The 13,280-nt window shown below is 71.2% G+C and carries 11 protein-coding genes; 1 reads left to right on the top strand and 10 read right to left on the bottom strand.

What is annotated here, in order from left to right:
• The 4 genes from ACTHMS_RS00540 to ACTHMS_RS00525 all read right to left on the bottom strand — a co-directional run.
• On the bottom strand, positions 1–540 hold a 540-nt coding region (locus tag ACTHMS_RS00540), incomplete at its 3' end, for a CNNM domain-containing protein (protein WP_440304725.1).
• Between the two features lie 29 nt (positions 541–569).
• Positions 570–1,385: an alpha/beta fold hydrolase gene (locus ACTHMS_RS00535; RefSeq protein WP_440304724.1), complete on the bottom strand. Its 816-nt coding sequence runs from the start codon at positions 1,383–1,385 to the stop codon at positions 570–572.
• A gap of 284 nt (positions 1,386–1,669) precedes the next feature.
• Positions 1,670–2,161 (bottom strand): hypothetical protein, encoded by a 492-nt coding sequence (locus ACTHMS_RS00530; protein ID WP_440304723.1) that lies wholly within the window; start codon positions 2,159–2,161, stop codon positions 1,670–1,672.
• Between the two features lie 106 nt (positions 2,162–2,267).
• Entirely contained in the window at positions 2,268–4,406 is a 2,139-nt protein-coding gene (locus ACTHMS_RS00525; RefSeq protein WP_440304722.1) for an NADP-dependent isocitrate dehydrogenase, read from the bottom strand.
• A gap of 79 nt (positions 4,407–4,485) precedes the next feature.
• On the opposite strand from ACTHMS_RS00525, the gene ACTHMS_RS00520 reads away from it, so the two are divergent.
• Complete coding sequence (locus ACTHMS_RS00520; RefSeq protein ID WP_440304721.1) at positions 4,486–6,183, top strand: DUF885 domain-containing protein; 1,698 nt, start codon at positions 4,486–4,488, stop codon at positions 6,181–6,183.
• Between the two features lie 78 nt (positions 6,184–6,261).
• On the opposite strand, the gene ACTHMS_RS00515 is transcribed toward ACTHMS_RS00520, so the two are convergent.
• From ACTHMS_RS00515 to purN, 6 genes are all read right to left on the bottom strand, one after another.
• Entirely contained in the window at positions 6,262–8,487 is a 2,226-nt protein-coding gene (locus ACTHMS_RS00515) for an MFS transporter (protein WP_440304720.1), read from the bottom strand.
• 299 nt (positions 8,488–8,786) lie between these two features.
• Positions 8,787–9,764 carry a malate dehydrogenase gene (locus ACTHMS_RS00510; protein ID WP_440304719.1) on the bottom strand — a complete coding sequence of 326 codons (978 nt, stop codon included), beginning with the start codon at positions 9,762–9,764 and terminating at the stop codon, positions 8,787–8,789.
• 26 nt (positions 9,765–9,790) lie between these two features.
• Positions 9,791–10,072: a DUF3017 domain-containing protein gene (locus ACTHMS_RS00505; RefSeq protein ID WP_440304718.1), complete on the bottom strand. Its 282-nt coding sequence runs from the start codon at positions 10,070–10,072 to the stop codon at positions 9,791–9,793.
• 1 nt (position 10,073) lies between these two features.
• On the bottom strand, positions 10,074–10,931 hold the full coding sequence (locus ACTHMS_RS00500) for a bifunctional methylenetetrahydrofolate dehydrogenase/methenyltetrahydrofolate cyclohydrolase (RefSeq protein WP_440304717.1): 858 nt from the start codon (positions 10,929–10,931) through the stop codon (positions 10,074–10,076).
• A 157-nt stretch (positions 10,932–11,088) separates the two neighbouring features.
• Positions 11,089–12,660, bottom strand: a complete 1,572-nt coding sequence (gene purH / locus ACTHMS_RS00495) for a bifunctional phosphoribosylaminoimidazolecarboxamide formyltransferase/IMP cyclohydrolase (protein WP_440304716.1) — start codon at positions 12,658–12,660, stop codon at positions 11,089–11,091.
• Positions 12,657–13,208, bottom strand: coding sequence for a phosphoribosylglycinamide formyltransferase (gene purN / locus ACTHMS_RS00490; RefSeq protein ID WP_440304715.1), 552 nt, complete (start codon positions 13,206–13,208; stop codon positions 12,657–12,659). Before purN ends, purH begins: the two co-directional genes overlap by 4 nt.
• Between the last annotated feature and the right edge of the window lie 72 nt (positions 13,209–13,280).

The following is a 13,280-nucleotide window of genomic DNA, read 5'->3' as shown; positions in this document are numbered from 1 at the left end:
ACTGATGGGCTCGCGCATGGCGTTCGGGTCGATGCCGAACAACCGCACCACGCCGTTGGTCGCTTTCGACAGCAGCCAGATGACCGGACGGAACAGGCTGGCGATGCGGCTCAGCGGCGGCGCGAAGAACTGCGCGGCGCTTTCGGTGCGGCTCAGCGCGAGGCGTTTGGGGACGAGTTCGCCGAGGACGAGCGTGACGAAGCTGATGATCAGCGTGACGCCGACGATGCCGATCACGCCGGCCAGGCCCTGGCTCACCCCGTGCGCCATCAGCGCGCGCTTGGCCTCCTCGGACAGCGTGACCGCCCCGAACGCGCTGGACAGCAGCGCGGTGGAGGTGACCCCGATCTGCACGGCGGCGAGGAACCGGTTGGGGTCCTCGATCAGGCGGGCGACCACCTGCCCCCGCTTGCCGGACTCGGCCAGCGAGCGCACCTGCCCCTCGCGGAGCGAGACCAGCGCGATCTCGGCGGCGACGAACAGCCCCTCGATGATGATGAGCAGCAGGACGATGCCGACGTTGAGCAGCGTCGAACTCACGGCCCGAGCATACGGACGCGAGGGGTCGGTCAGGCTCCGGCGACGGCGGCGACCCGGCGCCGGGCGGGGCGGCGGTGTGCCGACGCGATCGGCGCGACGGTGGCAGACGGCATGGTGCCGCGCAGCAGGATGTCGGCGACGAGGGTGGGGTTGTCGAACATCGGCACGTGGCCGACGCCGCGCATGATCAGGTGCTCGGCGAAGGGCAGGCGGGCCTGGGCGGTGCGGGCCTGGGTGACCGGCAGGACGAGGTCGCGGGCGGCCCAGGCGACGGTGACCGGCACGCTGCCCGGGATCGGGTCGGTGAACGGCTCGGCCGCCTGCAGCAGCGTGCTCAGCGCCGGCCGGGCCTTGAGGAAGCCGCGGACGTCGCCGATGACGTGGTCGGTGGGCACCCGCGACGGGTGGGCCATGAGCACGCCGAAGACGGTCTGCCGCACGGGCGCGAAGCGGACGAGGTCCTCGGTGCGGTGACCGAGGCGCTCGGTGAGCTGCAACAGCGAGGTGAAGAACCGGCGGGTGTGCGCGAAGTCCTTCTCGTCGCGCCAGAAGCCCGCCGGCGACAGACAGGTGACGCTGCGGGCGTGGCCGTTGGCACCGGCGTGCAAGGCGACGAGGCCACCGAGCGAGTTGCCGGCCACGTGCGGACGCTCGAGGCCCTGCTCGGCGAGGAAGGTCTCGAAGTCGCGGCGCAGGGCGTCCTTGACGCTGAGGCCGTCGAGCACGAACGGGTCGGACTGGCCGTGGCCCGGCAGGTCGACGAGGACCACCTCGCGGTGCTCGGCGAGCTGCTCGACGACCGGGTACCAGACCTGCCGGCGATGGGTGACCCCGTGGACGAGCACCAACGGCTCGCCGGACCCGTGCCTCTCACAAGCCAGCATGTGTGCGGGCCCCTTCTGCCGGACAGACGATGACACCCGTCATCACGGGTGTCATCGGCACGTCGCGCCGTTGGTTTACCGCGGCGTACCCGGGACGATACAAGCCGGAAACCCAGGGGCCGAGTGCGACAGGTCACAATGGCAGGAATGTGACACCGTGTCGCACCAATCGGCGGAACGAATCCGTACCAACCCGGACACCGGAACCTCCGGCCGGATCGGCCGGAGGTCCCGAGTCGGTCGGATCAGAACACCACGACCCGCTTCATGCTGTAGTCGAGGGTGAGCCCGCCGCTGTCGAACAGGCAGATCTGCAGCAGGGCCGAGCCCGACTTCAACGCCGGCTTCGCCGGCCCCTGGACGGTGTCCGGCGTCAGCACTGCCTGCATGAGGTGCTTGCGGCCGTCGCAGGTCAGCGCGTTCGGACCGCTGTCGACGCTCCAATTGGTGCTGTAGTAGCCCGTCGCGCCCGAGCTGCTGGTGTTCTCGGGGCTGATGGTCGGCCCCTCCTTCACCGCGATGTAGAGGTGGTCGGTCTCGACCGTGCCGACGCACGAGTAGTGGAACTGCACGCTCGCCGACCCCGCGTTCGCGACGACGACAGGACGCACCTGGCTCACCGTCGCCGTGGCCGACGGCGGCGGCAGCTCCTCGGCGCCGGCCGCGCTCGGCGCGACGGCGGCGCCCGCGGCGCAGGCCACGACGGCCGCGCCGAGGGCGAACTTCCTGCTGATCATGTGAGGTCCCCTCCGGGTTCTCGGCGGGGCCCCCGCGGCACCCGCCGCGGGGATCGTGCACGGGTCAAGATCGCCGATCAAGACCTCTGCACGGCCTCACAGGCGATCACTTCGTCGCGGCGCCCAGCTCGTCCACGATTGCCCGGAAGGTCGCCGACGGACGCATCGCGGCCGACGCCTTCGCCTCGTCCGGCCGGTAGTAGCCGCCGATGTCGACCGGCTGCCCCTGCACGCCGATGAGCTCGGCGACGATCGTCTCCTCCTGCGCGCCCAACCGCTCGGCGACGGGCGCGAAGGCCGCGGCCAGCTCGGCGTCGTCGGTCTGCGCGGCGAGCTCGCGGGCCCAGTACAGCGCGACGTAGAACGAGCTGCCCCGGTTGTCGATCTGCCCGACGCGGCGGGCCGGCGACTTGTTCTCCTCCAGGAAGGTGCCGGTGGCGCGGTCGAGCGTGTCGGCCAGCACCTTCGCCCGCGCGTTGCCCGTCTTCTGCGCGAGGAACTCGAGCGAGACGGCGAGCGCGAGGTACTCGCCGAGCGAGTCCCAGCGCAGGTAGTTCTCCTTGACGAACTGCTGCACGTGCTTGGGCGCCGAACCGCCGGCGCCGGTCTCGAACAGGCCGCCGCCGTTCATCAGCGGCACGATCGACAGCATCTTCGCGCTCGTGCCGAGCTCGAGGATCGGGAACAGGTCGGTGAGGTAGTCGCGCAGCACGTTGCCGGTGACCGAGATGGTGTCCTCGCCCTTGCGCGCCCGCTCGAGGGTGAACCGGGTGGCGGCCGCGACGTCGAGGATCTCGATCTGCAGCCCGTCGGTGACGAGCTTGTCCAGCGCCGGACGCACCTTCTTCAGCAGTTCGGCGTCGTGCGCACGGCTCTCGTCCAGCCAGAACACGGCGGGCCAGCCGGTCGCGCGTGCACGCTCGACCGCGAGCTCGATCCAGTTCTGGATCGGCGCGTCCTTGGTCTGGCACATGCGCCAGATGTCGCCGGCGTCGACCTGGTGCTCGAGCAGCGTCGTGCCGGCCTGGTCGACCACCCGGACGGTGCCCGGCGCCGGGATCTCGAAGGTCTTGTCGTGCGAGCCGTACTCCTCGGCCTTCTGCGCCATGAGGCCGACGTTCGGCGTCGTGCCCATCGTCGACGGGTCGAACGCGCCGTTCGCGCGGCAGTGCTCGATCGTCTCGGCGTAGAGCGGCGCGTAGGACGAGTCGGGGATGACGTAGAGGGTGTCCTGCTGCTCGCCCGCGGCGTTCCACATCTGCCCGCTCGAGCGGATCGCTGCCGGCATCGAGGCGTCGATGATGACGTCGCTCGGCACGTGCAGGTTGGTGATGCCCTTGTCCGAGTCGACCATCGCGATCGGCGGGGCGGCGGCGAGCGCGGCCTTGACCGAGTCGGCGGCGTCGGGGTGCGCCGACAGCAGCGTGCCGAGGCCGTCGTTGGGGCTGACGTCCGGGTACTGCGAGTACAGGTCGCCGACGACCGCGCGCACGACGTGGCCGAAGATGATCGGGTCGCTGACCTTCATCATCGTTGCCTTGAGGTGCGCGCTGAACAGCAGCCCGTCGGCGCGCGCGGCCTCGACCTGCTGGGCCAGGAACGCCTGCAGCGCCGAGGCCCGCATGACGGCGGCGTCGAGCACCTCGCCCGCCTGCACCTTGGTCTCGGACTTGAGCACGGTGACGGTGCCGTCGGCGCCGACGTGCTCGATACGCACGCTGCCGGCCTCGCCGACGGTGACCGACTGCTCGGTGTGCCGGAAGTCGCCGTCGTCCATGGTGGCCACGCGCGACTTCGAGTCCGACGACCAGGCGCCCATCGAGTGCGGGTGCTTCCTCGCGTACGCCTTCACCGAGGCGGGCGCGCGGCGGTCGGAGTTGCCCTCGCGCAGCACCGGGTTGACGGCCGAGCCCTTGACCTTGTCGTAGGTCTCGCGGGCGTCCTCGTAGTCGGGCAGCTCGTGGCCCTGCGCGCGCAGTTCCTCGATCGCCGCCTTGAGCTGCGGGATCGACGCGCTGATGTTCGGCAGCTTGATGATGTTGGCCTCGGGCGTGGTGGCGAGCTCACCGAGCTCGGCCAGCGCGTCGGGCTGCCGGCCGAACGCGGCGAGGATGCGGCCGGCCAGCGAGATGTCGCGCAGCTCGACCTCGACCCCGGCCTGGCCGGCGTAGGCCTCGATGATCGGCAACAGCGACCAGGTCGCCAGCGCGGGCGCCTCGTCGGTGTAGGTGTAGACGATCTTCATCAGGTGTCCTTCCGCCGGCGGTCGCGTCCACTTTATGAGAGCCCCGGGACGCGCGGACCCCCGGCATAGGGTGGCCCTCATGACCTCCGCCCGTGAGCACACGGCCGTCGACGGCGTCGCCGACGGTTATCTCGACGCCCTCGGCGTCCTCGATCCGGCGTCGGCGACCTACTGGGGCATCCCCGGTCAGGACGACCGGCTGCCCGCGCTCGACCCCGATTGGTTCGAGGAGCGCTCGGCACTGCGCCGACGCACCGTCGCCGCACTGGACGCCGCCGAGCCCGTCGACGTCAGCGACCGCGTCACCGCCGCCCAGCTGCGCGACGAGCTCAGCGTCGAGGAGCACCTGCGCGACCGCGGGGTCGAGGAGGGCACGGTCAACGTCATCGCCTCGCCGCTGCAGGAGATCCGCGACATCTTCGACCTCACGCCGACCACGGACGTCGACGCGCTGGCCAGGATCGCCCGCCGGCTCGAGGCCGTCGGCCCGGCGATCGACGGCTGGATCGAGTCGCTGCGCATCGCCGCCGGTCGCGGCACGCTCAGCGCCCGCCGCCAGCTCGAGGCGGGCGTGCGGCAGTGCGCCGACAACATCGGCGAGACCGGCTTCTTCGCCACCTTCGCCGGCGGCGTCGAACCCGACGACGGGTCGGCGGTCCCCGACTCGCTGCGCGGCGACCTGCAGCGCGGGGCCGAGACGGCGAGCGCGGCGTACGAGCGGCTGCAGGCGGTGCTGCGCGACGAACTGATGCCGGTCGCGCCCGAGCGGGACGCCTGCGGCCGCGACCTCTACCAGCTGCACTCGCGCACCTTCCTCGGCGCCCAGATCGACCTCGAGGAGACCTACGCCTGGGGTCAGGAGGAGCTGGCGCGGATCACGGCCGAGATGGTGGCGACGGCCGACCGCATCCGTCCGGCGGCGTCGGTGCGTGAGGCGATCGCGGCGCTGGACGACGATCCGCAACGGGTGTTGCACGGCACCGACGAGCTGCAGCGGTGGATGCAGCGCACGTCCGACGCGGCCGTCGCCGCGCTCGCCGACGTGCACTTCGACATCCCCGGGCCGATCCGCCGGCTCGAGTGCCGTATCGCCCCGACCCAGCAGGGCGGCATCTACTACACCGGGCCGTCCGAGGATCTCGTGACGCGTCCCGGACGCATGTGGTGGTCGGTGCCGCCGGGCGTCGACACGTTCGGCACGTGGCGCGAGCTGACCACCGTCTACCACGAGGGTGTGCCCGGCCATCACCTGCAGATCGCGCAGACGGTCTACCGCAAGGAGCTGCTGAACCGCTGGCGCCGCCTCGCCTGCTGGGTGTCGGGCACCGGCGAGGGCTGGGCGCTCTACGCCGAGCGGCTGATGGCCGACCTCGGCTACCTCGACGACCCGGCCGACTACCTCGGCATGCTCGACGGCCAGTCGATGCGCGCCGCGCGCGTGGTGCTCGACATCGGGGTGCACTGCGGCTTCGAGGCGCCGGCCGAGGTCGGCGGCGGCGCGTGGACGTACGAGAAGGCGTGGGCGTTCCTGTCGGCGCACGCGAACATGGCCGAGGGCTTCCTGCGCTTCGAGCTCGACCGCTACCTCGGCTGGCCGGGGCAGGCACCGTCGTACAAGATCGGCGAGCGGCTCTGGCTGCAGCTGCGCGACGCGGCCCGCGAGGCCGAGGGCGACGCGTTCGACCTCAAGGCGTTCCACCGCCGCGCCCTGGACGTCGGCTGTGTCGGCCTCGACGTCCTGCGCGCCGCCGTCCTCGGCGAGTTCGACCAGCCGTAAGCAGCGAAAACCCCCTGTTGTGGCTCGTTTCCGGGCTGGAGAACGAGCCACACCAGGGGGTTTCGCGTCAGACCGGGGTCAGCTCCCCGCGTTGAGCCTGGCGAGCTCGCGCTCGACCATCTGCTCGTGCTCCTCCTCGCGGCGGCGGGCCTCCTTCGGGCTCCACGCACCGGTGAGCAGGAAGATCAGCGGGATGAAGACGACCTCACCGCCGACGGCGATCCAGAAGTAGGTGCGCCACTGCTTCGGTGAGTCGACCGCCGCCTTGGCGACCTTCGCGCCCGTCGGGCTGCCCAGCACGGCCAGGTCGGCCTGCAGCTTGGTGTTCGACGTGTCGGTGAGCGCCGCGAAGTTCTTCGCACCGAGTGCCTGCGGCCCGTCCTGCGTGAAGAACTTCGTCACGGCCGGCGGGATGGTCGCGACCGACTTGAGGTCGTTGCCACCCTGCTGCACCTTGGCGACCTCCGCCGCCGGGATCTTGGCCGCGGCCACGAGCGCCGTCTGCGCATCGATCACCTTCTGACCGCTCGTCGCCACTGTGCTCAGCAGTTGCAGTCCGTTCGGCTGGGCAGCGACAGCGGCGAGGGTCTGCAGCGTCTTGACGGCCTCTGCCTGGGACACACCCTTGGCCGTCATCTGCTGGACGGCCTGGGCCTGCAGCGTCTTGTCCGTCGGCTTCGTCAGCAGGCTGAGGACCGTGCCCTGGTCGATGTTCTTCGCAGCCTGCAGCTCCGGCCCGTACTGGGCGTTCAGCTGCGCGATGGTGGCCACATCCGACGCGGACACCCCACTGATCTCGCTGACGGCCTTGACGCCGGCCGCCTGGTCGGCCGGGTTGGCCTTGAGCGCCGCGAGGGTCTGCGGATCGACCTTGCTGACCGCGAGCAGCGACCCGACGTCAGCGACCGGCACGCCGGAAAGGTCGGCCACTGCCTTGGCCTGCGCCGCCGTGTCGTTCGGGTCCTTGCCGAGCGCGGCGGCGGTCGCAGGGTCGATCTTGGCGGCGAGCGCCAGCTGCGGGCCGTACTGCTTCGCATACGCAGCGGTCTGCGGGCCCACCGTCGGATGCGCCTGCAGCGCCTCGACCAGACCGGGTGCCTGCTTGTCGGCGTCGGCCGCCGCCGCCGACACGGCGGGACCGTCCTCGACAAGCGTGGTCGCGGTGTTGACGATGTGCGGGACGAAGAAGACCGACACGGCGATGACGAGGCGGATCACCAGACCCCAGACCGCGAGGCCCGTCGCGGTGAGGGCGGGGTTCCGCTTCTCGACCGTCTCGGTGAAGCTCGCCATCCACGGCGCGTACGCCGTGCCGAGGAAGATGCTGATGAGCACCAGCAGCACCACGAAGGTGCCGTAGCTGGTGTCGGGGTGCGTCGCGCGGGTCGCGAAGATCGACGTCACGACGATCGCACCGACGGCGCCGACGACCATGAACGGCTTCCGGACGCGCACCTTGTCCGAGATGATGCCGACGATCAGCAGCGCCAGGGCGTTGAACGACCAGTTCCAGTTGCCCAGCGCGTTGGCCTTGCTCTGGCTGAACCCGAAGATCGTCTGGAAGTAGACCGGGAAGAAGCCGACGGCGATGTAGTAGATGATCAGGAAGACGCTGATCGCGAACGCCGAGCCGATGATGTCCGGCTTCAGCATCTGCCGGAACGGGTGCTTCAACGCGGCCTCGACGTCGATGCCCTTGGCCCGCGCCTCGACGAGCACGCGGTCCTTCTCGCTCACCATGATCTGGTCTCGCAGCGCGGGAGTGAGCTCGCGCAGGAACAGGAACGACAGCGCTGCGACGACGAGCCCGACGATGCCGGACGCGACGTACTGGTCGTGCCACGGCGTGCTGTTGCTGGTGCTGCTGATCTGGATGCTGACCACCAGCGAGCCGAGCACCGGGCCCAGCGTCCAGAAGCCCATTGCGGACGCACGCCCGAGCTGCGGGCTGAAGTCGCGGATCAGGGCCGGCGTGGCGACGAGGATGACGCCCTCGACCAGGCCGATCGCCGCGAACACGACCGCGAAACCGACCTTGCTGTCGGCCAGCGGGATGCCGACGAGGCAGAGCAGCGCCACGATCACCAGACCGCCGGTGATGATGTTGACGCGGCCGTACCGGTCGGCGACGCCGCTCACGAACGACGCGGCGGCGCCGAGGATGTAGCCGACCACCGCGATGTACACGTAGTACTTGAACGACATGTGGTAGTCGGTCAGGATGCCGTTCTTGCCGTTCGTCCCGGCGGCGACCGCACCGGCCAGATAGAACTGGTAGTAGAGGACGATCGTCGCCAGCACCACGATGCCGAGGCAGAGATACCTCTGGCCGCCCGAGGGATAGTGCTCCAGTTCCGTCCGCCGTTTCCGGCGGACTCCTGGGGCTGCTGCAGTTGCTGTCATCGCACCGCCCGTTCGTCCAAGGCCCCGCGTCTATCTGTGACGCGTGACACGCATGTAACGTATGTCTAGCCAGACGTGACGTGCGGGTCAACCATGCCGAGGATTTCGGGAAGCTGTGTCGTGACGATCTTGTGACCCCGCCGTGACCTGCACGGCGGGGTCTCGACGACCGTTGAGGTCCGCAGCACCCCGCGGTCGGGTCAGCCGATGAGGCCGAGACCCTTCACCGCATCGCGCTCCTCGGCGAGTTCGTGCACCGAGGCGTCGATCTTCGAGCGCGAGAAGTCGTTGATCTCGACGCCCTGGATGATCTCCCACTCGCCGTTCACGGCGCGGCACGGGAAGGAGGAGATGAGGCCCTCGGGCACGCCGTACGAGCCGTCGCTGACGACCGAGGACGACGTCCACTCGGTGCCGTTCACCCAGTCGTGGACGTGGTCGATGGCGGCGTTGGCCGCCGACGCCGCCGACGACGCACCGCGGGCCTCGATGATCGCCGCACCGCGCTTGGCGACGGTCGGGATGAAGGTGTCCTTCAGCCACGCCTCCTCGACCTGCTCGGCGGCGGAGCGGCCGTTGACCTGCGTCGTGTAGAGGTCGGGGTACTGGGTGGCGGAGTGGTTGCCCCAGATCGTCATCTTCTCGATGGCGGTGACCGGCACCGACAGTTTCGCGGCGAGCTGCGACAGCGCACGGTTGTGGTCGAGGCGGGTCATCGCGGTGAAGCGGTTGGCCGGGACGTCCGGCGCGTGCTGCTGCGCGATGAGCGCGTTCGTGTTGGCGGGGTTGCCGACGACGAGCACCTTGATGTCGCTCGCGGCGTGGTCGTTGATGGCCTTGCCCTGCGGGCCGAAGATGCCGCCATTGGCCTCGAGCAGGTCACCGCGCTCCATGCCGGCGGTGCGCGGGCGGGCGCCGACGAGCAGGGCGACGTTGGTGCCGTCGAAGGCCTGGTTCACGTCGTCGGTGATGTCGATACCGCTGAGCAGCGGGAAGGCGCAGTCGTCGAGCTCCATCGCGGTGCCCTCGGCGGCCTTGAGGGCCGGCGTGATCTCCAGCAGGCGCAGGCGCACCGGGACGTCCGGCCCGAGCAGGTGGCCCGACGCGATGCGGAACAGGAGCGCGTAGCCGATCTGGCCGGCGGCGCCGGTGACAGTGACGTTCACGGGTGCAGTCATGGTGCGGAATCTAGTGCGGGCGGCCCTCAGCTCGACAGCCGGATGTCGATCGCGAGAACGAGGACACCGATGACGGCGTAGACGGCGGTGTCGCGCCAGCGGCCCCGCACGTGCAGCAGCCCGAGCCGGCGCTGGGGCACGACCAGGCGCAGCACGGCGGCGACGAGCATCATCACGCCCATCAACGCGGTCGAGCGGCGCCAGTGCCCGTCGGTCAGCAGCAGGTAGGCGAAGGCGACGACCATGCCGGCCAGGACGAGCAGGAACCAGATCTGCTCGCGGATCCAGCGCACCGCCCCCGGCGGCATGTCAGCCGTTCGACGATCGCGCCGTGCGCTCGGCCGCCTCGACGACGTTGCTGAGCAACATCGCGCGCGTCATCGGGCCGACCCCGCCCGGATTGGGGCTGAGCCAGCCGGCGACCTCGGCGACGTCGGGCGCGACGTCGCCGGCGATCTTGCCGTCGACCCGGCTCACGCCGGCGTCGAGCACGGCCGCGCCCGGCTTGACCATGTCCTTGGTGATCAGGTGCGGCGATCCGGCCGCGGCGACGACGATGTCGGCCTCGCGCACGTGCGACGCGAGGTCGCGCGTGCCGGTGTGGCAGATCGTCACCGTCGCGTTCTCGCTGCGGCGCGTCAGCATGAGCCCGAGCGGACGCCCCACCGTGATGCCGCGGCCGACGATCACCACGTGCGCGCCGGCGATGGTGACGTCGTGGCGGCGCAGCAGCTCGATGATGCCGGTGGGCGTGCACGGCAGCGGTGCCGGCTTGCCGAGCACGAGCCAGCCGAGGTTGGTCGGGTGCAGGCCGTCGACGTCCTTGACCGGGTCGACGCGGGCGAGGATGGCGTGCTCGTCCAGGCCGGTCGGCTGCTGCACCAGGAATGCGGTGCACGCCGAGTCGGCGTTGAGCTCGTCGACGACCGCCTCGACCTCGGCCTGGCTCGTCCCCGCGGGCAGGTCACGGCGGATGCTCGCGATGCCGATCTCGGCGCAGTCCTTGTGCTTGGCGTTGACGTACCAGCGGCTGGCGGGGTCGTCGCCGACGAGGACGGTGCCGAGCCCGGGCACGACGCCGTGGGTGGCGAGGGCCCGCACCCGTTCGATCAGCTCGAGCTTGATCGTCTTGAGGGTGGCGGTGCCGTCGAGGATCTGCGCGGTCACGGTGCGCCATCCTGCCAGCCCCGCCTGAGCCGCTCGCACAACACCTCGGCGCCGGGCCGGTGTGTGGCGACGGTGCGGGTGCTGCACCGGCGTGTCACCCCGCAGGGTCGCCACACACAGACCGCGCGGGCGGTGCCGCGGGGCGCGAGCGACCGGGTCAGTGGGCGAAGTGGCGGGTGCCGGTGAAGTAGAGGGTGACGCCCGCGGCCTGGGCGGCGGCGATGACCTCCTCGTCGCGGATCGACCCACCGGGCTCGACGACGGCGCGCACACCCGCGTCCAGCAGCACCTGCAGGCCGTCGGCGAACGGGAAGAAGGCGTCGGACGCAGCGACCGCGCCCGAGGCCCGGTCGCCCGCGCGCGACACGGCGAGCCGGCACGAGTCGACGCGGTTCACCTGGCCCATGCCGACGCCGACCGTCGCGCCGTCGGACGCGAGCAGGATGGCGTTCGACTTCACCGCGCGCACCGCCCGCCAGCCGAAGGCCAGGTCGGCGATGGTGGCCTCGTCGGCCGCGTCGCCCGCCACCAACGTCCAGTTGGCCGGGTCGTCGCCGGGGGCGTCGATGCGGTCGGCGCTCTGCAGCAGCAGCCCGCCGGACACCGGCCGCGTCTCGACCGCGGGCCCCTGCGGGCGGGCTGCCGCGACGAGCAGGCGGAGGTTCTTCTTGCGGGTGAGGATCTCGAGGGCGTCCGGGTCGAACGCCGGCGCGACGATCACCTCGGTGAAGATGTCCGCCACCTGCTCGGCCAGCGCCGCGGTCACCGGCGCATTCGTCGCGATGACGCCGCCGTAGGCGCTGACCGGGTCGCAGGCGTGCGCCTTGCGGTGCGCCTCGGCGATGTCGGCGCCGACGGCGATGCCGCACGGGTTCGCGTGCTTGATGATCGCCACGCAGGGACGGTCGAAGTCGTACGCGGCCCGCCACGCGGCGTCCGCGTCGACGTAGTTGTTGTAGCTCATCTCCTTGCCGTGCAGCTGCTCGGCCGTGGCGAGACCGGGCTGGTCGCCGGGCGAGACGTAGAGCGCGGCGCGCTGGTGCGGGTTCTCGCCGTAGCGCAGCACCGCGGCGCGCTCCCACGTCGCGCCGACCCAGCCTGGGAAGCCGCTCGGCTGCCCGTCGACCACGTCGTCGGGAGCGACGACGCTGCCGAGCCACGACGCCACGGCGACGTCGTAGGCCGCGGTGTGCCGGAACGCCTGGGCCGCCAGCCGCTGCCGGGCCGCGAGGTCGAAGCCACCGGCCTCGACCGCGGCGAGCACGTCCGGGTACCGCGCCGGGTCGGTGACGACGGCGACCAAGCCGTGGTTCTTCGCGCTCGCGCGCACCATCGCCGGGCCTCCTATGTCGATCTGCTCGATGACCTCGGGCGGGGTCGCGCCGATCGCCACCGTCTGGACGAACGGGTAGAGGTTCACGACCAGCAACTGGAAGGCGGCGATGCCGAGCTTGCCGATCGTCTCGACGTGCGCCGGGTCGTTCTGGTCGGCGAGCAGGCCGGCGTGCACGTTGGGGTGCAGCGTCTTCACGCGTCCGCCGAGGATCTCGGGGAAGCCGGTCACCTCGTCCACCGGCGTGACGGGCACGCCGAGGTCGCGGATGCGCGCGGCCGTCGAGCCGGTCGAGACGATCTCGACGCCGGCGGCGTGCAGCCCCCGCGCGAGCTGCTCGAGCCCGGTCTTGTCGTACACGCTGACGAGCGCGCGGCGGATCGGGATCTGGGTCATGACATCTCCTGGCACAGCTGGCGGAGGGCGTGGACGTAGAGCGGCTTCTCGGCGGCCTGGACGCGGGCGCGCAGGGTGTCCTCGTCGTCACCGGGTTCGACCGGCACGGCCTGCTGGACGATCACCGGCCCGGTGTCGACCCCGGCGTCGACCCAGTGGACGGTGACACCGGTGGTGGTGGCGCCGGCGGCGAGCGCGTCGCGGATCGCGTGCGCGCCGGGGAACGCCGGCAGCAGCGCGGGATGCGTGTTCACGATGCGGAAGCGACCGACGAGTTCGGCGTCGAGGATGCGCATGAAGCCGGCGAGCACGACGAGGTCCGGTGCGCGCTCGGCGATCGCCTGCTCGATCGCCCGGTTCCACGCGCCGCGGTCTCCGGTGAGCGGGACGCAGAACGTCTCGATGCCGATCCTGGACGCCCGCCCGAGCGCCGGTGCACCGGGCCGGTCGCTGCCCACCGCGACGACCTGCGGACGCAGCACGGCGTCGTCGAGGATGGCCTGGAGGGTGGTGCCACTGCCGGACGCGAGGACGACCAGACGGGGCACACGCGCTCCTTCTCGCTCCGGCGGGGGCGCGACCGGCGTCCGCCCGCGGCCTTCGTTCCGCGCAGCGCGGGT

Source organism: Jatrophihabitans sp. (assembly GCF_051960575.1).
Lineage (GTDB): Bacteria > Actinomycetota > Actinomycetes > Mycobacteriales > Jatrophihabitantaceae > JBQCEE01.
This window is presented reverse-complemented; position numbering and strand designations above follow the sequence as displayed.